This window comes from Variovorax sp. KBW07 (genome assembly GCF_003852515.1).
Lineage (GTDB): Bacteria > Pseudomonadota > Gammaproteobacteria > Burkholderiales > Burkholderiaceae_C > Variovorax.
In genome coordinates, this window is the sequence record NZ_QAJK01000054.1 from 42,498 (window position 1) to 62,188 (window position 19,691).

A 19,691-nucleotide genomic window follows, 5' to 3' on the forward strand; every position below is an offset into this window, starting at 1 on the left:
TGACGGCTGGCACGCAGGCGCATCGTAGCCGCGCGCTACCGGCAGGCTGGTAGCGCAGGCGACAGCACCGCGGCGGCCCGCAAGAGGCTCCGCCCCATCGGGTGATTCACCTCGGCCACGTACTGGCCGCCGGCAAGCACGCAACTCAGCCGAGCCGCGCGATGATCTGCAGGCCCGGATGCGCATTGCGCACCGTGAGCGCGCCACCGTGCGCCTCGGCGATCAGCCGGCACAGGTACATGCCGAGGCCCACGCCACCGGTGGCGCGCGCGCGGGCGCCGTCGGTGCGATAGAAGGGCTCTGTCAGCCGCTCGAGCTGTGCCTCGTCGACACCGGGGCCGTGGTCGCGCACCTCGATCTCGACGCCCTGCTTCTGGCCGTCCAGCACTGCACGCAGCGACACGCAGGGCGGCCGGGGCGCGTCGGCGCTGTAGCGCAAGGCGTTGTCGAGCAGGTTGCGCACCAGCAGGCGAACGCGCATGCGGTCGACGCCGTGCGCCGGCAGGCCTTCGGCCAGGTCGAGGTGCACGTCCTGCGCGCCGGGCAACTCGGCCACGGTCTCGCGAATCAGCACCGCCAGGTCGACCGGCTCGCGCTGCAACGCCACGTGCGGGCTTGCCAGGCGCTCGCTTTCGAGCAGGTCGCTGATCAGGTCGCGCATCTCGTTCAGGTCGCGCAGCAGCGCCTCGCGCTCGGCCTGGCCTTCGGGCGTGTTGGGCAGCAACTCGGCATTGAGCCGGGCCCGCGTGAGCGGCGAACGCAGCTCGTGGCTCAGTGCCAGCAGCAGGCCGCGCTTGGCATCGAGCATGGCCTGGATGTCGTTGGCCATGGTGTTGATGTGCTGCGCAAGGTCGCCAAGGTCGTCGTTGCGGCGGATCGGAATGGGCTGCTTGAACTCGCCGCGGCCGAAGCGCTGTGCGCCTTCGCGAATGTCGATCAGCGGCCGCAGCAGGCGGCTCACGAAGGTATAGGCCAGTATCACCAGCAGCAGCAGCACGCAGAGCGTGGCCCACCCGGCGGTGCGCGGCGCGAACTGCCAGAGCCTGGGCGCCCAGCCGAAGATCACGCGGTGGCCATCGGCCGTGGGACGGATGAACCACCTGTCGTTGCCCTGCCGCTCCTCGTCGCGGTCGTGCATCCAGCCGCCGGGGCTGTTCATGCCGCCGGGGTTCGAGTCCCAGTTGACGGTCGGCCCGACGATGCGAATGGTGATGGGCAAGCGGTTCACCAGCGCCTGCGCGCGTGCCACGTCGGGCGGCGTGCCGAGCTCTGCGACGAGCCGGTCGGCATAGTCCACCAGCATCGGCTGCGCGGCCTCGGCCCAGCCGGTGGAAAAAGACTTCTTCATGCCCGCCATGAACACCGCCGCCATCACCAGCGCCAGCATGACGAACATCATGACCAGCCGCATGCGCAGCGACCGGCGCCAGCGGCGCTTGCCCTGCACTTTTTCGTGCCACTGCGCGTGCCACTGCTTGCGCATTTCCTCGCGGCGGCACGCCATCTCGCGCCATGCCTGGCGGTGGTCTCTGCGGCGCAGGTTCATGCGGGCTCGCTGCGCGCCACGGCCAGCGCATAGCCGGCATTGCGCAGCGTCTTGATGCAGTCCAGCGGCTCCAGTTTCTTGCGCAGGCGGCTCACCACGATGTCGACCGCGCGCGTGTACAGCTCGGCCTCGTGGCCGCGCAGCCGGTTCAGGATGTCGTCGCGGCTGAACACCTTGCCGGGCTCGGCCGCCAGCAGCGCCAGCAGCTCGAACTCGGTGCCGGTGAGCTCGACGCGCTCGCCGTGGCGCAGCACCTGGCGCCGGTCGAGGTCGATCGACAGGCCGTCGAACACGCGGTGCTGCGCGCCGCTGTTGTTGTTGCCGTTGCCATTGCCGTTCCCCGCGGGCGGCGTGTTGCGCTGGCGCCGCAGGATGGTCTGCACGCGCGCCACCAGCTCGCGCGGCTCGAAGGGCTTGGGCACGTAGTCGTCGGCGCCCAGTTCGAGGCCGACCACGCGGTCCATCACTTCGCCGCGGGCGGTGAGCATCACGATGGGAATGTCGCTTTCCTTGCGGATCTCGCGGCACAGCTCGAAGCCGTCCATCTCGGGCAGCATCACGTCGAGGATGGCCGCGTCGTAGTGGCCCGCGCGCAGCTTGGCCAGGCCTTCGCTGGGGCGCACGGCGCTTTCGAGCGTGCAGCCGAAGCGTGCGAAATAGGTGGTCAGCGGCGCGGCGAGGTGTTCGTCGTCGTCGATCAGCAGGATGCGCGGCATGGCGGGATTGTGCCTTCTGGCCAGGAAATGGCGGATGACTTCGCTCACCATCAAACCGGCCGGCATCGCACCGCCCAGGTCAGGCCCGCTGCAAGCAGGGCGAGCAACAGCGCGTGATAGATCACGTCGGGCACCGTGCGCGGGCCGATGCCCGCGACGATGGTGGCCAGGCCGACCAGCGTGCCGAGCAGCGCAAAGCCCTGCCCGAAAATCGCGGCGCGGCGTGCATCGCCCGGGCGCAGCCAGGTCTCGACCGAGGCGAGCACCAGCACCACGGCGATCACCGCTTCGGCCGTGCGGGCCTGCGCATGCGCAAAGCCCGGCACGAGCCGGCCGGCGTGCACCATGGATGCGGTGCCGAGCGCCAGCGCTTCGGTCAGCATCCAGGTGCGCGCGACCGAAGGGCGCAGCGTGCGGACGGCGCCGCTCACCACGGATCGGCCCGGCCGATGCGGCCCAGGTGCGTGAGGTTGAAGCCCGAGGCGTACTTCAGGCCGTAGCCGAGCATGCGGTCGAGCCCGATGTGGACGGACCATATCAGGCCGCCGGCCACGGCCCACGGCATCGCGGCCAGAACGCCGATGGCCAGCAACGCCACCGCACCGAGGTACGAGTGCGCGGCGTTGTACAGCGCCGCGCCCACGCGCGGACCGGCCAGGTAGCCGAGAAAGGCGAGGTCGGGCACCAGCAGCCAGAGCGCGAACACGCCCCAGCCTGCGCCGAACTGCGCGTAGGCCGCCAGCGACGCGGCCAGCACCACCGCGCCTTCGAGCCGCAGTATCGTGCGCACGCCACCGGCGGCGGCGTTGGTTTCGGTCGCGGAAGACTTCAGGCGGGAGACCCACGAAGCCGATGAAACCGACGACACCCGTGGCGCGGGCACCGGGCCGCGCCGCGGCACGTGCGCAAGTGCGGAGAACGACTCAGCCATGACGGCCCCAGCGGCGGCCGCCGCGGTCCATGAAGTCGCGCACCTTCTGTTGCTGTGCCGCGTTCAGGTTGTCGAAGAAGTCGGCCGCCGCGGCGATGACTTCGGGGCTGCCGCTGCGTACCACGGCCGCCTTCTCTTCGACGAACCGCGAGGCACCCGCCTGGTCGAGCTTGTTGCCGGCGAACAGTGCCTTGAACTGCGAGCGCGGGTCGCCCGAGCCGCCAGCGCCGCGCATCGCTTCACGCTGTGCCTGCAGCTTCTCGGCCAGCACGGTGAGCTTCTGCTTTTGCGCGGCATCGAGTTCGAGCTTGCTGCCCACGCGTTCGACCATCTTGGCGCGGAACTCGGCGCTGTCGCCGCCCCAGCCATGGCGTTGGCCGGCACAGCCGGCAATGCTGCCGGCCACGACGGCGGCGCCGGCGAAACCGAAGAGAGTGCGTTTGATCCAGTGCTTCATATCAAGTCCTTGGTGTTGTCTTGTGAGGAGAAAGCTCGATGGTGCGTTGGGCACCGGGCCAAGTCCTCTCGCCGCGGTATCGGCGTGTTTCGGTTTATTGCGGCGCGAAGGCGGCAACGAACCCGTGCCGTTTACAGGCGGCTGCTCTTGGCGTTGGCTGCCGCGGCGCGGGCGTCGACGGGGTTCTGCAGGGTCGAGATGACCTTGCTGTTCACGCGCGAGCCCGAAGACACGTTCTGGTCGGGCGCGGCCGCGGTGCGCACGGCTTCGGCGACCACGCTGGCGCGGTCGGTCGACACGGCCATGGTCTCGGCGCCGCGCGAACCGCGCACGACGTTCTGGTTCGGTGCCGATGCGGTGCGCACGGCTTCGGCGCTGACCTCGGTGCGGCTCTTGGCCGACACGAGTGCTTGCACGCCTTCATAGCTTTCGGCCTTGGCGCCGGCAGCGGCGAGCATGGCGAAGGAGCCGACGGCAACGATCTGGGTGAAGGAGAGGGAGGAAAGAGATTTCACGATGCAGGCCTTTCAGGGAGTGAATGAGGAGGCCTGATCGTGCTTGCGCACTGGTCGCAAGTCCTTTCGCCGCGGTATCGGCGTGTTTCGTTTTATTGCAGCGCTATTGCTTTCGCAGTAGTTGCCGCGATGCGCCGAAGGCGCGCTCAGCCCGCGAGCGCGGCGCCGGGGTCGTCCTGCTCGAGCACGCCCTTGGCCCAGGCTTCGAGCTTGCCGGTGTCGGCCCGCAGCACTTCCTGCTTGACCGCGAGGATGCGCGAAGGGTGCATGGAGAAGCTGCGCAGCCCCAGGCCCAGCAACAGGCGCGTGAAGGCCACGTCGCCGGCCATTTCGCCGCACACCGACACGCCCTTGCCCTGGCGCCGGCACTCGGCGATGGTGTCGGCCACCAGCTTCAACACGGCTGGGTGCGCGGGGTCGTACAGGTGCGCCACCGACTCGTCGGCCCGGTCGATGGCCAGCGTGTACTGGATCAGATCGTTGGTGCCGATGGAAAGAAAATCGAAGTGCTTGAGGAAGATGCGCAGGGTGAGCGCGGCCGCCGGTATCTCGATCATGGCGCCGAGCTTCACGTGGCCGTACACCGCGCCGCGGTTGTCGAGTTCGGCGCGCGCGAAGTCGATCAGCGAGAGCGTCTGGCGGATCTCGCTGGCGTGCGCGAGCATGGGAATCAGCAGGTGGATTTCACCGTGCGCCGCCGCGCGAAGAATGGCGCGCAGCTGCGTGAGGAACATGGCGGGGTCGGCCAGGCTCCAGCGAATGGCGCGCAGGCCGAGCGCGGGGTTCAGGTGCTCCTGCTTGTTGGCCGACTTGCTGTCGAGCGGCTTGTCGGCGCCCACGTCGATGGTGCGGATGGTGACGGGCATGCCCTGCATGCCCTCGACCGCGCGCTTGTAGGCCTGGTACTGCTCTTCCTCGTCGGGCAGGCGGGTCTGGCGTGCCGACGACTCGCGGCCCATGAAGAGAAATTCGCTGCGGAACAGGCCCACGCCCACGGCACCGGCCTTGACGGCGCCCACGGTGTCTTCGGGCATCTCGATGTTGGCGAGCAGCTCGACGCGCTGGCCGTCGAGCGTGACGGCCGGCTTGTGGCGCAGCCGTGCAAGGCGCCCGCGTTCGAGATCGCCCTGGCGCTGCTTGAAGCCGTACTCGGCCAGGATGATCGGCGAGGGGTCGATGATCATCACGCCGGCATCGCCGTCGATGATGACCCAGTCGTCCTGGCGCACCAGCTGGCTCGCGGTGCGCGCACCGACGATGGCCGGGATGTCCATGCTGCGCGCGACGATGGCGGTGTGCGAGGTGCGTCCGCCCACGTCGGTCACGAAGCCGGCGAACACGCTCTTCTTGAACTGCAGCATGTCGGCCGGCGAGAGGTCGTGCGCAATCAGCACCAGCGGCACGTCGATGCCGTCGCCCGCGGTGGGGTCGTCGTCTTCGTCGGTGTGGGCGGCGCGCTTGCGGCGCGGCGGGCTCGGCGCCAGCACGGCGGCGGTGCCCTTCATGCGGTGCAGGATGCGCTCGACCACCTGCTCGAGGTCGGCCTTGCGCTCGCGCAGGTACTCGTCCTCCATCTCGTCGAACTGGCGCGCGATGATTTCGAGCTGCGTGGTCAGCGCCCATTCGGCGTTGTACAGGCGCTCGCTGATCCAGTGCTTGACGCCGCCGCTCAAGGCTTCGTCTTGCAGGAGCATCTGGTGCACTTCAAGCAGGGCCGCAAGCTCGTGCGGCGCGTCGTTCGGGCCCATCTGCGCAACGCTGGCCTGCAGCTTGATGAGCTCGTCGGCCACCGCATTGCGCGCGGTGCGCACGCGGTCGATTTCGGTGTCGATCTCTTCGGGCTTGATGAAGTAGTGGGCCACGTCGATGCGGCTGGACACCACCAGCACCGCGCGCCCGATGGCAATGCCACGGGCGACTGGGAGGCCGTGGACTGCAAAGGTCATGGGTCTGCCTTATTCGCCTTCGCCGAACTTGTCGTCCATGAGCTGGACGATGGCGTTCATGGCTTCTTCTTCCTGCTGGCCGTTGGTTTCGAGCTCGACGGTGGAGCCCAGGCCGGCGGCCAGCATCATGACGCCCATGATGCTCTTGGCATTGATGCGGCGGTCGCCGCGCGAGAGCCACACCTCGCAGGGAAAGCTGCCTGCGAGCTTGGTCAGCTTGGCCGATGCGCGTGCGTGCAGGCCCAGCTTATTGCTGATGGTCACGGATTTCTTGATCACTGTGCTTTCTTTTTGCCTGGTTCTGGGGAGCCGCCACGGCGACTTGCATGACACCCGCGGTGCCGCCCGCAATGGCGCGCTGCACGAGCGTGTCGAGCGGTTCGTGGCGGTAGGTGACGGCGCGCAGCAGCATCGGCAGGTTGACGCCCGCCACCAGCCGCGAACGCACGCCATCGACCAGCTTCTGCGCCACGTTGCAGGGCGTGGCGCCAAACACATCGGCCAGCACCAGCACCTGCGAGCGCGGCGCATGCAGCTGCTGCGCGAGCGTGATGCGGGCGGCGGCCAGCGTTTCTTCGGGCGACACGTTGGGCAGCACGTCGAGCGCGATGACGGCCTGCTCGCAGTCGGGAAACACATGCAGCGCGCACTGCCGCAGCGCCTGCGCGAACGGTGAGTGGGCGATGATGAGAATGCTGTTCATGCGGGACGAAGGACGACGCGTCGATTATGCGGGGGCGCCCAGAGGAAGTAGATATACGACACAACGCAGCAGCCCAGAAAAACGGACATTGCCGCACGGAAGGCGGCCACCGTGTCGAGCCCGCCGCCGATGAAAAGATCGATCAGCAGGCCGATGCCCCACTGCACCACGAAGACCCCGGCGAACACCACAAGGTTGTAGGCCGACAGCGCCCGGCCCGCAAGCGCCGGAGGCAAAGCCATGGCGACCGCCGGCTGGGCCAGCGTGACCACCGTCGAGACGCACAAAAAGAAGGCCCATGCACCCGTGCCCGCTGCGGGTCCCGCTATCAAAATGGCAGCAAACACGGCCATCGCGGCGGGCAGGCACCAGGCCATGAGGCGAGCCGCCGGAATGCCGCGCTGCGCGAGCCACGGGTTGGCCACGCCCCAGAGCCAGTAGGTGCCGAGCAGCGCGATGCTGATCCAGAACAGCGCATTGGCCGCGTCGTACGGCGCGTAGCCCGCCACGCGCGTGAGCCAGGGCACGGCCCAGAGCGTCTGCATGGCGACGAAGCCGCCGTAGTTGAAGAAGCCGATGGGCGCGAGCTTGCGGAAGAAGGGGTCGCGCCACACGGCGGCGTAGCCTGCGCCGGCCGGGGCCGTGTCGGGAGCGGCATCGTCCGGCGCGTCGGCGGCCAGGTTGTGGCGCCACGCCGGCGCGGTCCACGCGATCAAGGCCATAGACACCACCACGCCCGCCGCCAGCAACCAGAACAGCGGCCGCCAGCCCAGGTACGGCATCAGCCAGTGCACCGGCAGCGTGGCGCCGACCAGGCCGAACGAACCGACCATCAGCATCCACGAGTTGCTGCGCAGTTGCATCGGCGGCGCCAGCCAGCGCCTGTAGCCGGTGAGCGGCGCCATCAGGCAGGCGCTGACGCCGATGCCCGTGAGCACGCGCGCAGCCAGCAGCAGCGAGAAATGCGTGGCCACCGAGAACAGCAGGCAACCGACCACCGCGACGCAAAGAAAACTGACGACCACGCGCTTGGGGCCATGGCGGTCGAGCCAGGTGCCCATGGGCAATTGGGTAAAGGCGAAGCCGAGGAAGTAGCCGCCCGCGAGCAGGCCGAGGTCGCGCGCCTCGAGTTCGAATTCGGCGGTGAGCGTGGGCGACAGCGTGGCCGTGATGGCGCGCACCAGCGTCGAGAGGAAATACGCGAAGGCAAAGGCCAGGAACACGGTGGCGATCTGCCGCCGCCCGACCAGCATGCCGCCGCTCATGGGAGGCGCAGGCCCTCGAAGAAGATCTTGGCGGCTTCGGGCGACGAGGGCTTGCCCAGCACGGTGGCCTGGTAGAGCGCCACGGAGCCGTCTTTCTGCGACTGGGCGAACCAGAGCACCTGGACGGGTGCGGCGCCCTGCTGTGGCGATGGCTGCGCGTCGAGGCGCAGCGGCGCGGGCACGGCGGTGGCGCGCTGCAGGGCAGCGGGCGATTCGGCTACCTGCGCCTCGGCCAGCTGGCTGCGTGTGGCGGCACGCCAGGCATTGAGCCATGCCTCGGCCTGCACGGGGCTGTTGGCGGCGGCGTGGGCAATGGCGAAGGTGGCGCCGCCGGTCTCGCAGCCGGTCATGTCGACCTTCACGGATTCGGCGCCCAACGGCAGGGCGCGGTTGGCGCGGTCGGGCTTGCAGGGCAGCAGTGCGACGAGGCCCGATTCGGCGATCGGCACTTCGCGCCAGTTGAAGGTGGGGCTGCAAGCTGCGAGCACGGCCGCCGCGGCCAGCACGAGCCAGGAATGAAGAGCGGGCAACGAGGGCGGCTGCATGGGGACGCGATTATCGGCCGCCCCGGGGCCTGCGCAGCGCCTGCCAGCACGATCCGGCGGGCGGAACTAAAATCGCGCCGCCCTTCTCTCTACGCTGCCATGAAAAAATACATCGCTGCCGCTGCCGTCGCTCTTGCATTGGCCGTCGGCGTGGGCGTGTACCTCGGCTCCGGCACCACGGCAGCGCCGGCCTCGACCTTCGTGCTGCTCGACGGCACGCAAAAGAGCACCGCCGACATGAAGGGCAAGGTCACGCTGGTCAACTTCTGGGCCACCAGCTGCGTGACCTGCGTGGGCGAGATGCCCAAGGTCATCGCAACCTACGACAAGTACAAGTCACAGGGCTACGACACGCTGGCGGTGGCCATGAGCTACGACCCGCCGAGCTATGTCGTCAATTTTGCCGAAACGCGCAAGCTGCCGTTCAAGGTGGCGATCGACAACACCGGCAGCGTGGCGCAGGCCTGGGGCGACGTGAAGCTCACGCCGACCACCTACCTGGTCAACAAGCGCGGCGAGATCGTGAAGCGCTATGTGGGCGAGCCCGACTTTGCCGAGCTGCACAAGCTGATCGAGAAGCTGCTGGCCGAAGCCTGATTCCTGGCCTCGCCCAAACGCAAAAAGGCGCTCCCGGAAGAGCGCCTTTTGTTCTTGGAGCCGGCCTGAAGCCGAAGCCGCTTACTGGTTGCGGAAGCTATCGTGGCAGGCCTTGCAGCTCGCGGCGGTCGGGCCGAACTGGGCCTTGAGCGCATCGAGGTTGCCAGCCTTGGCAGCCGTTACCAGCTTGCCGGTTTCCTCGATCAGCTTCTGCTGGCGTTCCTTGAACTTCGCGTCTTCCTTCCAGATTTCAGGCTTGGCCTTGCCGCCCTCGGTGCCGGGGCCGAAAGCCGCCCAGGGCAGCTTCGCCATGTCGGCCACGATCTCGGCATTGGCCGCGGCGGCCGCTGCGTCGTAGGGTGCGCGGCCATTGGCCATGGCGCCCAGGCGGGTGAAGTGCTGGCCCATCACGAACAACGCGCTCTGGCGGTACTTGATGGCGTCCTCGGGCTTGGCGAACTGGGCCGCGGCGGGCAGGGCCGTCGCAGCGCAGGCGGCTGCAAGGGCGAGTGAAGCAAATCGGTTCATCGTGGATTCTTCCTCGTATGTGGGGACAAAACGCCGTCGAACGCGGCGCTGCGGCCGAGTGTAGGGGCACGCCGTGTCGTGCGCATAGCAACAACCCGAAGCAGGGTGGGGCCCGGACTTTGCTAATCTGCGCCTTCCGCAGCATCGCGCCCCGCGCCCTTTTTCGATGACCGATTCCTCCGTGGCAGCCGTCCACGCGCGCTCAAGCAGCGAAGCGCGCACACGTGTCTGGGACCTGCCGACGCGCCTCTTCCACTGGGCGCTTGCCGTCGCCGTGCTCGGGCTTATCGGCACCGGCCTGAACGGCATCATGGAATGGCACTTCCGCCTCGGGTACACGGTGCTCGCCCTGCTGCTGTTCCGCCTGCTCTGGGGCTTCGTGGGCGGACGCTGGTCGCGCTTTGCGTCTTTCTTCTACGGACCCGGCTCCGTGGTGGCCTACCTGCGCGGACGGGCCCATCCAGACCACCTGATCGGCCACACGCCGCTGGGGGCGCTGTCGGTTTTCGCTGTGCTGGCCATTCTTGCGCTGCAGGTCGCCACCGGGCTGATGGCGGACGACGAAATTTCGGCCTCGGGGCCGCTCACGCGCTTCGTGTCCGGCGAGGTGGTGAGCTTTGCCACGGGTTGGCACAAGGCGCAGGGCAAGTGGATCGTGATTGCGCTCGCCAGCCTGCATGTGCTGGCCGTGCTGTTCTATGTGCTCGTGAAGCGGCATCGCCTGGTGCGGCCGATGGTGACGGGCGACAAGCAGGTCTCGGCCGCGAACGGAAATGTTGCGCCGAGCCGTGACGATGCGGCATCGCGCTGGCTGGCGCTGGTGCTGTTCGTGCTGTGCGCGGGCGTGGCTTACTGGGTGGCGTCGTTGCGCTTATGAGCTCTTCCGTTTCACGTCCCCTGCCGCTGTCGGACATGCCGGCCGTCGTGCTGCTCACGCCTGAAGAGGCCCACGAAATCGATGCCACGCGCGCGATCTTCCGCGACTATGCGGCGTCGCTGGGCATCGACCTGGACTTCCAGGATTTCGACGGTGAATTGGCCGAGCTGCCCGGCGAATACGCCGAGCCGCGCGGGCACCTGCTGCTGGCGCTGGTCGATCCGGCCAACGTCAAGGAGGAAGCCGGCCGCCGCTCCCCGACGCTGCGGCGCGCCGACGGCACGCTGGCGCACATTGCGGGCTGCTGCGCGTTGCGCCCGCTCGACAGCGTCGACTACGCCAATGCGGCGGAAATGAAGCGGCTGTACGTTCGCCCCGGTTTTCGCGGGCTGGGCCTGGGCCGCCAGTTGGCCGAGGCCACGCTCGATGCCGCCCGCGGCGCGGGCTATGCCTGCGTGCTGCTCGACACGCTCGACGACATGGAGTCCGCGCGGGCACTCTACGAAGACCTGGGCTTCGCGGAAGTGCCGCCCTACTATCACAACCCCGTTGCCGGGGCGCACTACCTGAAGGTAGAGCTCTAGGCTCGCTCAGCCGCGAGCCTGGGCCAGCAGCGTCTCGGCGTTGCTGACTTCGAACTTGCCCGGTGCTTCGACGTTGAGCGTCGCGACCTTGCCGTCTTTCACGAGCATCGAGTAGCGGTTGCTGCGCAGGCCCATGCCGCGGCCGTTCAGGTCGAGCGTGAGGCCGGTGGCCTTGGCGAAATCGGCGCTGCCGTCGGCCAGCATGCGCACCTTGGTGCCAGTCTTCTGGTCGCGTGCCCAGGCGCCCATCACGAACGCGTCGTTCACGCTCACGCACCAGATCTCGTCCACGCCGGCGGCCTTGAAGTCGTCGAAATGCTGCACGTAGCCCGGCACATGCTTGGCCGAGCAGGTGGGCGTGAAAGCGCCCGGCAGTGCGAACAGCGCGATGGTCTTGCCGGCCGTTGCCTTGGCCACGTCCACGGGGTTCGGACCGATGCTGCAGCCTTCGCCCTCGACTTCGGAATATTCCTGCAGGGTGGCCGAAGGAAGGGTGTCACCGACTTTGATCATTGATTTGCTCCTGAAAAAGAAAAACGGCCCACATTGTGGGCCGTTTCCGGTTGAGTCGTACGACTCGAAGATCAGACCAGCACGGCCTTCTCGACCAAGCGGGTCACAACCCAGTTCTTGGTCTTCGAGATCGGACGGCTTTCCGTGATCTCGATGGTGTCACCCAGCTTGTACTCGCCCTTTTCGTCATGGGCGTGGTACTTGCTCGTCTTGGCCACGATCTTGCCGTAGAGCTCGTGCTTCACACGGCGCTCGACCAGCACGGTCACGGTCTTGGCACGCTTGTCGCTGACCACCTTGCCGATCAAGGTGCGCTTGAGGGATTTTTTAGCTTCCGTCATGTTCACTCCTTACTTGGCGGCTTGGGTTTCTTGCTGCTTCTGCGCAAGAATGGTCTTGGCGCGCGCGATGTCGCGGCGCGTCACGCGCAGCGTCGAGGTGTTCGACAGCTGTTGCGTGGCTTTCTGCATGCGCAGACCGAAATGGGCCTTTTGCAGTTCCTTGACTTCAGCTTGCAGGCCTGCGACGTCCTTCGTGCGCAGGGTTGCAGCCTTGGTCACCTTGGCCGGAGCCGCGGTTTCTTTTTTCTTACGTGTTGCCATGGATGTTCTCCTCTCAGGCGCCGAGCTGGCGAGCGACGAAAGTCGTGCGCAGCGGAAGCTTGGCGGCGGCCAGGCGGAACGCTTCGCGGGCGAGTTCTTCGGGCACGCCGACGATCTCGAACACGATCTTGCCAGGCTGAATTTCAGCGACGTAGTACTCGGGGTTGCCCTTGCCGTTACCCATCCGAACTTCGGCGGGCTTGGTCGAGATTGGCTTGTCCGGGAACACGCGGATCCAGATACGGCCACCGCGCTTCACGTGACGCGAAATTGCGCGGCGAGCGGCTTCGATCTGGCGTGCCGTGAGGCGACCGCGGTCGGTGCATTTGAGACCGAAGTCACCGAAGGCAACCGAGTTACCCCGGGTTGCGATGCCGGTGTTGCGGCCCTTTTGTTCCTTGCGGAACTTTCTGCGTGCAGGTTGCAGCATTTTTAATACTCCGTAGTTCTAAGACCGATCACTCGGTCTTGGCACCGTCAGCTGCTGCAGCTGGCGCGGCTTTGCGGACGCGCTTAACGGCGGGTTTCGAGTCTGCACCCGGTGCAGCCGGAGCTCCACCAGTCGCTTCTGCGGGCTTGTCGCTGCCATCGGCCGGTGCGGTGTTGCCACCGATCGGGCCACGGCCACCGGCACGAGGGCCAGGACCACGGCGGTCGCCACCCGGACGGTCGCCACCAGGGCGGCCATCGCGGCGGGGACCACGCGGACGACGCTCGTCGTCCGGACGCGGCGTTTCGACGGCCGGCAGGTCGTTACGACCCAGCGTGTCGCCCTTGTAAACCCAGACCTTGACGCCGATGACGCCGTACGTGGTCTTGGCTTCCGAGGTGCCGTAGTCGATGTCGGCGCGCAGGGTGTGAAGCGGCACGCGACCTTCGCGATACCACTCGCAACGAGCGATTTCGATGCCGTTCAGGCGCCCCGACGACATGATCTTGATGCCCAGGGCCCCCAGACGCATGGCGTTTTGCATGGCGCGCTTCATGGCGCGGCGGAACATGATCCGCTTCTCGAGCTGCTGCGTGATGCTGTCGGCGATCAGTTGCGCATCGATTTCAGGCTTGCGCACTTCTTCGATGTTGACTGCAACCGGCACGCCGAGCTGCTTGCCCAGTTCGCGCTTGAGGTTCTCGATGTCTTCGCCCTTCTTGCCGATCACGACGCCCGGACGTGCCGAGTAGATCGTGATGCGTGCGTTCTTGGCGGGACGTTCGATCATGACGCGCGAGACCGAAGCGTTCTTCAGCTTCTTCTTCAGGTATTCGCGAACCTTGATGTCTTCGGCCAGCATGCCCGCGAAATCGCGGTCGCTTGCGTACCAGCGGCTGGACCAGTTACGGGTAACCGCAAGGCGGAACCCGGTTGGGTGGATTTTCTGTCCCATATTTCTTCCAGGCCTTCTTAGTTGCCAACCGTCACGTACACATGGCACGTGGGCTTGCTGATGCGATTGCCGCGACCCTTGGCCCGCGCGGTGAAGCGCTTGAGCGTTGCACCTTGCTCGACGTAGATGGTCTTGACCTTCAGCTCGTCGATGTCGGCACCGTCGTTGTGCTCGGCGTTGGCGATTGCCGACTCGAGCACCTTCTTGATGATCACAGCGGCCTTTTTCTGCGTGAATTGCAGAACGTTGAGCGCTTGATCAACCTTCTTGCCGCGGATCAGGTCAGCGACCAGACGGCCCTTGTCGACCGACAGGCGGACACCGCGGAGGACTGCACGTGTTTCAGACATGGTCGTTCCTTACTTCTTCTGGACTTTTTTGTCCGCGGGGTGCCCCTTGAACGTGCGCGTGAGCGCAAATTCGCCGAGCTTGTGGCCGACCATCTGGTCGGTGATGTACACAGGCACGTGTTGCTTGCCGTTGTGCACAGCGATGGTCAGACCGATGAACTCGGGCAGAACCATCGAGCGGCGCGACCAGGTCTTGATCGGCTTCTTGTCCTTGGTCGTCACGGCCTTGTCGGCCTTGGCCACCAGGTGGTGGTCGACGAAAGGACCCTTTTTGAGAGAGCGAGTCATTGGCTATCCCTTACTTCTTGCGACGCGACACGATGAAGACCTGCGTGCGCTTGTTGTTACGGGTGCGATAGCCCTTGGTCAGGTTGCCCCATGGGTCGACAGGATGGCGGCCTTCGCCAGTCTTGCCTTCGCCGCCACCGTGCGGGTGGTCGACCGGGTTCATCACGACGCCGCGGACGGTCGGGCGAATGCCCTTCCAGCGCTTGGCGCCTGCCTTGCCGAGCTGGCGCAGGCTGTGTTCTTCGTTGGCCACTTCGCCGATGGTTGCGCGGCATTCGATGTGGATGCGACGCACCTCACCCGAACGCATGCGGACCTGGGCGTAGACGCCTTCGCGAGCCAGCAGCGTAGCCGACGTGCCGGCCGAACGCGCGATCTGCGCGCCCTTGCCGGGTTGCAGTTCGATGCAGTGGATCGTCGAGCCGACCGGAATGTTGCGGATCGGCAGGGTGTTGCCGGCGCGGATCGGGGCTTCGGCGCCCGACAGCAGCGTTGCACCAGCTTCAAGACCGCGCGGGGCGATGATGTAGCGGCGCTCGCCGTCGGCGTAGCAGACCAGAGCGATGTGGGCGGTACGGTTCGGGTCGTATTCGATGCGTTCGACCTTGGCCGGGATGCCGTCCTTGTTGCGCACGAAGTCGACAACACGGTAGTGGTGCTTGGAACCACCGCCACGGTGACGGATCGTGATGTGACCGTTGTTGTTACGGCCGGCCTTCTGGAACTGGGGTTCCAGCAGGGCTGCGTGAGGAGCACCCTTGTGCAGGTGGTCACGCGAAATCTTCACCGCGCCGCGTTGGCCCGGCGAAGTGGGTTTCATCTTGATGACGGCCATGATTAAGCGCCTTCCCCGACGAGGTTGAGCTCTTGACCGGGCTTCAGGGTCACATAGGCCTTGCGAACGTTGTCGCGGCGGCCGATGGACTTGCCAAAGCGCTTGGTCTTGCCCTTGGTGTTGAGCACCGACACGCCCTGGACTTCGACCTTGAACATCAGTTCGACAGCGGCCTTGATCTCGGGCTTGGTGGCGTCTTGCAGCACTTTGAAAGTGACAGCGTTCGACTTTTCGCCAACCATCGTTGCCTTTTCGGACACGATCGGGGCGACCAGCACCGCCATCAGGCGGCCTTCTTCGAACGTACGTTCAGCGGCGGTAGGGTTCACGCGGCTCATGCGAACATCTCCTTGAGCTTGTCGACGGCACCCTTGGTGACCAGCACCTTCTTGTAGTGAACCAGCGACACCGGATCGGCGTAACGGGGTTCGACCACGAGGATGTTGACCAGATTGCGCGAGGCAAGGTACAGGTTTTCGTCGACTTCTTCGGCGATCACGAGCACGGACTCGAGATTCATTGCCTTGAAACGGGCTGCCAGCGGCTTCGTCTTGGGCGAATCCACGGTCAGCGAATCCACCACGGCCAGACGGCCTTCGCGAGCGAGCTGCGAGAAGATGGCGGCCATGCCGGCGCGGTACATCTTCTTGTTGATCTTCTGCGAGAAGTTTTCGTCAGGCATGTTCGGGAAAATACGACCACCCCCGCGCCACAGCGGCGAGGACGTCATACCGGCACGGGCGCGGCCCGTTCCCTTTTGCTTGAAAGGCTTCTTGGTCGAGTGCTTGACCTGTTCGCGGTCCTTCTGGGCGCGCGTGCCTTGGCGGGCGTTGGCCTGGAATGCAACGACGATCTGGTGAACCAGGTCTTCGTTGTAGTCACGGCCGAACACGGTCTCGGGGGCGTCGTACTTCGACGCGGCCTGGCCTTGTTCGTTCAGGAGTTCGAGTTGCATTACTTCGCTCCTTCAGCCGCTTGCGGCTTGGCCTTGATGGCGGGACGCACGGTGACGAAGCCACCCTTCGAACCCGGGATCGCGCCCTTGATGAGCAGCAGTTGACGCGCTTCGTCGATGCGGAACACATCGAGGTTTTGCGTGGTCTTGGTCACATCGCCGAGGTGACCCGTCATGCGCTTGCCGGGGAACACGCGACCGGGGTCTTGTGCCATGCCGATCGAGCCGGGAACGTTGTGCGAACGGCTGTTACCGTGCGACGCGCGTTGCGAGCTCATGTTGTGGCGCTTGATCGTGCCTGCGAAGCCCTTGCCGATGGAGGTGCCTTGCACGTCCACCTTCTGGCCCACGGAAAACACGCTGCTGGCCGTGATCACGCCGCCAGCCTTGTGCTGACCTGCGGTATCTGCGGTAACGCGGAATTCCTGGATGATTTCGCCAGCTTCGACACCTGCCTTGGCAAGGTGGCCAGCTTCGGGCTTGGTCACGCGCGATGCTTTGCGCGAACCAAACGTCACCTGCAGGGCGACGTAGCCATCGGTCTCTTGGGACTTGATCTGGGTCACACGGTTGTTGGACACATCCACCACCGTGACAGGAACTGCGTCCCCGTCATCGGTGAAGAGACGCATCATCCCCACCTTGCGGCCCAGCAACCCGAGGGAGTTGCTCAGACTCATTTGTTTTCTCCAAAAATGGAAACTCCCTTCGCCGCTGCCACTTCAATTGGCGACAGCGTTTGGCCGGCTTCCCGAAAGTGCACGGCCTGCGAAAGAAGGTTGATAAATCTCTGTCCGAACCACATCCATGCGGACGCAACAAGGGCAGAGCCAGCGATTATAGCCCGCTTGCCGCGCAGGGCGCAAGGGGCCTGTTCAGGCTGGATTTCAGAGGCTTTTCAGCCTCTTTTGCCTATTTGGCAGGCATCGAAATGATGTTTTCCCCGTCCGGCGTCGACTTGATGACGCCGCTCGCCTTCAGGGCGGGCGTTGCCGAACCCGCCTGGATGGGGATGGAAATGGCACTCGTGGCGCTGCCCTGCGTGATGAATACATTCAAGTAGGCAAGGCCCTCGCCCTCGCTCACCACGGAGACGTTCGCGGTAGTGCGCTTGCCGGTGGGCAGCGTCAGCGTGCTGTTGCCCGAAAGCGTGAGACCGGCATCGGTGGCCAGCCGGACTGTCGCGCCATCCGGGTGGCTCACGCCGTCGAATTGCAGCACGACGGTGGTCGCCTTGCCGGCCTGCGGCGTGGTTTCGAGCTGGTAGCGCAAGGTGACGCCGGAGTCGTTGGGCTTCCTGGCGGCCACGGTCATGGGGGCCGCGCGCTGCGCTGCCGAATGCTTGGCGCTACGCGGGGCCGGCACGCCGTCAGCCGCGGCCGGCACCGAAAGTGCGGCCAGCGCAAGCCATGCCAACGCCATCGTCGAGTGGGAACGGATGTTCATGGCTGGCCTTCCTATTGAACGAGAACGCTGAAGCATCTGGGCGCTGGAGGATTGCTGAGGTCCGCAATGGGCGCCACATCCCTTACTGCAAGAACGTAGTCGCCCGCCCCCAGGCTGACCTTGTTGCTCGACCGGGTAACCACGCCCGCCCTGAAGATGTCGAAATCAGGAACACCGGCCACACCCGAGTTGTTGGTGACCGAGAACTGGTAGTCACGATTGGCAGGTGCCGTGAACCGGAGATAGGCGATGTTGCCCAGCTTGTTGATCGCGCCGGCGACGTTGGAAATACAAGCGTTCACCGCCGAGCCGCCCGCCGTCACCACCCCATACATAGGCGACAGGTTGGGAACAGGAGGCGAGGCTTGATCGGTGTTCGACTCTCCAGCCCCATAGGCGTCGCTGGAGGTGATGCCCTGCCCCGCGAGCAAAGCCGTCAAGGTCGCCGCGCTCCCTGGCGCGGTCGCATTGAATGCGGCGGCGAAGGGATGGATCGACGTGACGGGCGCGCCGCTGCGGAACGCAAAACTCGTCATCGCGTCGTGAATGGGCTTGAAGCCGATCTGTTGATTCAGGTTCCAGAAAATCGACTGGATCGACGTTTCCCGAAACCAGCCCGGGTTGGTCGGCGGCCCGACCGTCAGATCCAGGTTGGTACCCAAAGCCTGCCGAACCCCTTTCGAATCCACATAGTTGCGCCGGTTGAGTGCGATGCCCGACCAGGCATTGCCCCAGCCTTCGGAGAAGGCCAGCCGCCGGTCGACGCGATCGTCCCCGGAGTGATCGCCGCCAGGCGAATCGTCACGGCTGAAGGACGACTGGTAGTAGTGCCCCCATTCGTGCGCAATCACAGGCGCATCGAACTCGTCGGTGTCGACGTCTTCCTTGCCCAGCACGTAGATCTCGCGGCCCGTGCTGCGCGGGAAAAAGAAGGTGGTCCCGATCTGGCCCGCCGCCAGATTGCCGGAGGCCGGTGCGTTGTTCGGGCTCCAGAACACGCGCAACGGCGGAAACACCGTGGCTGGCGCGACCGACAGCACCTTCTGCATGGCCGTGTAGACCGTGTCGAGAATCGCAAAGGGGGCGGCCACGCGCTGCGAGGCGTATTTGGAGCCGTCCCAGCCGGTTCCGGCGCGGAGGTCGTGCGTCGATGCGATCACGCCCGACGAGAACGCCGCTGACTGCATGGAATACAGGGCGTTCGCCTGGGTGTTGTCGCGCACGCTGACATCCCAGCTCGTACCGGAGCCTGCGTAAGTCAGTTGCGCCCGCACGCGCACGAAGACGTTCGTATTCGCCGGCACGGCCAGCGAATACGCACCGTTTTCGCCGGTGGTCGCAACGGCGAGTTGCGCGGAAGAAGCGGCGTCGACCGCTTCCACCATGGCGCCGCGCACCGGCTTGACTGCCGTCCCGCCATACACCAGGGATCCGTTCGGATTCGGGACAAATTCGTAGGTCGCTGTGCCACTGACGGTTACCGGAACTCCCGCCACGGGAGGAAGAATGGGGAACCCACCACCGCCTCCTCCGCCCCCACCACCGCAGCCCGCGAGCAGCAACGCGGCAATAGACGCCGCTGCGAATGCAAAAGAGAACTTGTGGTTCATAGCGTGTGCTGCCCTCGTTTCAGCTCCGGCCGATTTACCGAAAAGTGCCGGTGCGCGAGGATGCCACAGCCACCCCGAAAAGCACAAAGCCCGCCGGCATTTCTGCTGGCGGGCTTTGTGTCAAAACGCGACGCGAGGCTGAATTACTGCAGCTTGATCTCGACGTCCACGCCAGCCGGCAGGTCGAGCTTCATCAGCGCGTCCACGGTCTTGTCGGTCGGGTCGACGATGTCCATCAGGCGCTGGTGCGTGCGAATTTCCAGCTGGTCGCGCGACGTCTTGTTGACGTGCGGCGAACGCAGGATGTCGAAACGCTTCATGCGGGTCGGCAGGGGCACGGGGCCCTTGACGATCGCGCCGGTGCGCTTGGCGGTGTCAACGATTTCTGCAGCCGATTGGTCGATCAGCTTGTAGTCGAACGCCTTCAGGCGGATGCGGATTTTTTGCTTGGTAGCCATGGTGATTCCTTTGCGTCCGGCTTAGATGTCGAGGATCTT

Annotated in this window: 29 protein-coding genes; 3 read left to right on the forward strand and 26 right to left on the reverse strand. The window is 65.8% G+C overall.

All coding sequences use genetic code 11. The features are described 5' to 3' along the window. Positions 1-145 precede the first annotated feature (145 nt). The 11 genes from DBV14_RS12675 to DBV14_RS12725 all read right to left on the reverse strand — a co-directional run bounded on the left by DBV14_RS12675 (position 146) and on the right by DBV14_RS12725 (position 8,624). Complete coding sequence (locus tag DBV14_RS12675; protein ID WP_124459536.1) at positions 146-1,546, reverse strand: HAMP domain-containing sensor histidine kinase; 1,401 nt, start codon at positions 1,544-1,546, stop codon at positions 146-148. Beyond that, complete coding sequence (locus tag DBV14_RS12680) at positions 1,543-2,262, reverse strand: response regulator transcription factor (protein WP_185546003.1); 720 nt, start codon at positions 2,260-2,262, stop codon at positions 1,543-1,545. The genes DBV14_RS12675 and DBV14_RS12680 overlap by 4 nt, the downstream gene beginning before the upstream one ends. A 50-nt stretch (positions 2,263-2,312) precedes the next feature. After that, complete coding sequence (locus DBV14_RS12685; RefSeq protein WP_260397008.1) at positions 2,313-2,693, reverse strand: hypothetical protein; 381 nt, start codon at positions 2,691-2,693, stop codon at positions 2,313-2,315. Next, on the reverse strand, positions 2,690-3,193 hold the full coding sequence (locus tag DBV14_RS12690) for a DUF4260 domain-containing protein (RefSeq protein WP_124459537.1): 504 nt from the start codon (positions 3,191-3,193) through the stop codon (positions 2,690-2,692). The genes DBV14_RS12685 and DBV14_RS12690 overlap by 4 nt, the downstream gene beginning before the upstream one ends. Further along, positions 3,186-3,650 (reverse strand): Spy/CpxP family protein refolding chaperone, encoded by a 465-nt coding sequence (locus DBV14_RS12695; protein ID WP_124459538.1) that lies wholly within the window; start codon positions 3,648-3,650, stop codon positions 3,186-3,188. The genes DBV14_RS12690 and DBV14_RS12695 overlap by 8 nt, the downstream gene beginning before the upstream one ends. Positions 3,651-3,781: 131 nt before the next feature. Beyond that, on the reverse strand, positions 3,782-4,108 hold the full coding sequence (locus DBV14_RS12700; protein ID WP_124459560.1) for a DUF4148 domain-containing protein: 327 nt from the start codon (positions 4,106-4,108) through the stop codon (positions 3,782-3,784). A 203-nt stretch (positions 4,109-4,311) separates the two neighbouring features. Beyond that, positions 4,312-6,111: a phosphoenolpyruvate--protein phosphotransferase gene (gene ptsP / locus DBV14_RS12705; protein ID WP_124459539.1), complete on the reverse strand. Its 1,800-nt coding sequence runs from the start codon at positions 6,109-6,111 to the stop codon at positions 4,312-4,314. Positions 6,112-6,120: 9 nt separating this feature from the next. Continuing rightward, entirely contained in the window at positions 6,121-6,390 is a 270-nt protein-coding gene (locus DBV14_RS12710) for an HPr family phosphocarrier protein (protein WP_124459540.1), read from the reverse strand. Further along, positions 6,359-6,814, reverse strand: coding sequence for a PTS sugar transporter subunit IIA (locus DBV14_RS12715; RefSeq protein ID WP_093247285.1), 456 nt, complete (start codon positions 6,812-6,814; stop codon positions 6,359-6,361). Before DBV14_RS12715 ends, DBV14_RS12710 begins: the two co-directional genes overlap by 32 nt. Further along, positions 6,811-8,079: an MFS transporter gene (locus tag DBV14_RS12720; RefSeq protein ID WP_124459541.1), complete on the reverse strand. Its 1,269-nt coding sequence runs from the start codon at positions 8,077-8,079 to the stop codon at positions 6,811-6,813. Before DBV14_RS12720 ends, DBV14_RS12715 begins: the two co-directional genes overlap by 4 nt. Further along, positions 8,076-8,624: a hypothetical protein gene (locus DBV14_RS12725; protein ID WP_124459542.1), complete on the reverse strand. Its 549-nt coding sequence runs from the start codon at positions 8,622-8,624 to the stop codon at positions 8,076-8,078. The genes DBV14_RS12720 and DBV14_RS12725 overlap by 4 nt, the downstream gene beginning before the upstream one ends. 99 nt (positions 8,625-8,723) lie before the next feature. Between DBV14_RS12725 and DBV14_RS12730 the strand changes: the two genes are divergently transcribed. Further along, positions 8,724-9,221, forward strand: a complete 498-nt coding sequence (locus DBV14_RS12730; protein ID WP_124459543.1) for a TlpA disulfide reductase family protein — start codon at positions 8,724-8,726, stop codon at positions 9,219-9,221. A gap of 81 nt (positions 9,222-9,302) precedes the next feature. On the opposite strand, the gene DBV14_RS12735 is transcribed toward DBV14_RS12730, so the two are convergent. Continuing rightward, a complete protein-coding gene (locus DBV14_RS12735; RefSeq protein WP_124459544.1) occupies positions 9,303-9,749 on the reverse strand; it encodes a cytochrome c in 447 nt (148 codons plus the stop codon). Positions 9,750-9,915: 166 nt separating this feature from the next. Here DBV14_RS12735 and DBV14_RS12740 point away from each other — a divergent pair, with 166 nt between their 5' ends. Continuing rightward, positions 9,916-10,626: a cytochrome b/b6 domain-containing protein gene (locus DBV14_RS12740; protein ID WP_124459545.1), complete on the forward strand. Its 711-nt coding sequence runs from the start codon at positions 9,916-9,918 to the stop codon at positions 10,624-10,626. Further along, positions 10,623-11,210, forward strand: a complete 588-nt coding sequence (locus DBV14_RS12745) for a GNAT family N-acetyltransferase (protein WP_124459546.1) — start codon at positions 10,623-10,625, stop codon at positions 11,208-11,210. The genes DBV14_RS12740 and DBV14_RS12745 overlap by 4 nt, the downstream gene beginning before the upstream one ends. Positions 11,211-11,216: 6 nt before the next feature. Here the strand turns inward: DBV14_RS12745 and DBV14_RS12750 are convergent, their stop codons facing one another. From DBV14_RS12750 to rpsJ, 14 genes are all read right to left on the reverse strand, one after another. After that, the gene (locus tag DBV14_RS12750; RefSeq protein ID WP_124459547.1) at positions 11,217-11,723 is read right to left on the reverse strand and encodes a peroxiredoxin; all 507 of its coding nucleotides are present in this window, start codon (positions 11,721-11,723) and stop codon (positions 11,217-11,219) included. A 71-nt stretch (positions 11,724-11,794) separates the two neighbouring features. Further along, positions 11,795-12,064 (reverse strand): 30S ribosomal protein S17, encoded by a 270-nt coding sequence (gene rpsQ / locus DBV14_RS12755; protein ID WP_015867662.1) that lies wholly within the window; start codon positions 12,062-12,064, stop codon positions 11,795-11,797. 9 nt (positions 12,065-12,073) lie between these two features. Next, positions 12,074-12,283 carry a 50S ribosomal protein L29 gene (gene rpmC, locus DBV14_RS12760; RefSeq protein ID WP_093247292.1) on the reverse strand — a complete coding sequence of 70 codons (210 nt, stop codon included), beginning with the start codon at positions 12,281-12,283 and terminating at the stop codon, positions 12,074-12,076. A gap of 55 nt (positions 12,284-12,338) precedes the next feature. Beyond that, positions 12,339-12,755, reverse strand: a complete 417-nt coding sequence (gene rplP, locus DBV14_RS12765) for a 50S ribosomal protein L16 (protein ID WP_021012789.1) — start codon at positions 12,753-12,755, stop codon at positions 12,339-12,341. 28 nt (positions 12,756-12,783) lie between these two features. Further along, positions 12,784-13,710, reverse strand: a complete 927-nt coding sequence (gene rpsC / locus DBV14_RS12770; RefSeq protein WP_124459548.1) for a 30S ribosomal protein S3 — start codon at positions 13,708-13,710, stop codon at positions 12,784-12,786. 17 nt (positions 13,711-13,727) lie between these two features. Next, positions 13,728-14,060 (reverse strand): 50S ribosomal protein L22, encoded by a 333-nt coding sequence (gene rplV, locus DBV14_RS12775; RefSeq protein WP_007838134.1) that lies wholly within the window; start codon positions 14,058-14,060, stop codon positions 13,728-13,730. A gap of 9 nt (positions 14,061-14,069) precedes the next feature. Then, positions 14,070-14,348, reverse strand: a complete 279-nt coding sequence (rpsS, locus tag DBV14_RS12780; protein WP_007838132.1) for a 30S ribosomal protein S19 — start codon at positions 14,346-14,348, stop codon at positions 14,070-14,072. A gap of 10 nt (positions 14,349-14,358) precedes the next feature. Beyond that, complete coding sequence (gene rplB / locus DBV14_RS12785) at positions 14,359-15,183, reverse strand: 50S ribosomal protein L2 (protein ID WP_093247294.1); 825 nt, start codon at positions 15,181-15,183, stop codon at positions 14,359-14,361. A gap of 2 nt (positions 15,184-15,185) precedes the next feature. Next, the gene (gene rplW, locus DBV14_RS12790; RefSeq protein ID WP_007838129.1) at positions 15,186-15,521 is read right to left on the reverse strand and encodes a 50S ribosomal protein L23; all 336 of its coding nucleotides are present in this window, start codon (positions 15,519-15,521) and stop codon (positions 15,186-15,188) included. Continuing rightward, the gene (gene rplD, locus DBV14_RS12795) at positions 15,518-16,138 is read right to left on the reverse strand and encodes a 50S ribosomal protein L4 (RefSeq protein ID WP_013543942.1); all 621 of its coding nucleotides are present in this window, start codon (positions 16,136-16,138) and stop codon (positions 15,518-15,520) included. Before rplD ends, rplW begins: the two co-directional genes overlap by 4 nt. After that, positions 16,138-16,818: a 50S ribosomal protein L3 gene (gene rplC / locus DBV14_RS12800; protein ID WP_124459549.1), complete on the reverse strand. Its 681-nt coding sequence runs from the start codon at positions 16,816-16,818 to the stop codon at positions 16,138-16,140. The genes rplD and rplC overlap by 1 nt, the downstream gene beginning before the upstream one ends. Before the next feature lie 232 nt (positions 16,819-17,050). Then, the gene (locus tag DBV14_RS12805; protein ID WP_124459550.1) at positions 17,051-17,584 is read right to left on the reverse strand and encodes a hypothetical protein; all 534 of its coding nucleotides are present in this window, start codon (positions 17,582-17,584) and stop codon (positions 17,051-17,053) included. Positions 17,585-17,595: 11 nt separating this feature from the next. Then, complete coding sequence (locus DBV14_RS12810) at positions 17,596-19,194, reverse strand: hypothetical protein (RefSeq protein ID WP_124459551.1); 1,599 nt, start codon at positions 19,192-19,194, stop codon at positions 17,596-17,598. Between the two features lie 143 nt (positions 19,195-19,337). Next, positions 19,338-19,652 carry a 30S ribosomal protein S10 gene (gene rpsJ, locus DBV14_RS12815; RefSeq protein WP_007838118.1) on the reverse strand — a complete coding sequence of 105 codons (315 nt, stop codon included), beginning with the start codon at positions 19,650-19,652 and terminating at the stop codon, positions 19,338-19,340. Positions 19,653-19,691 lie beyond the last annotated feature (39 nt).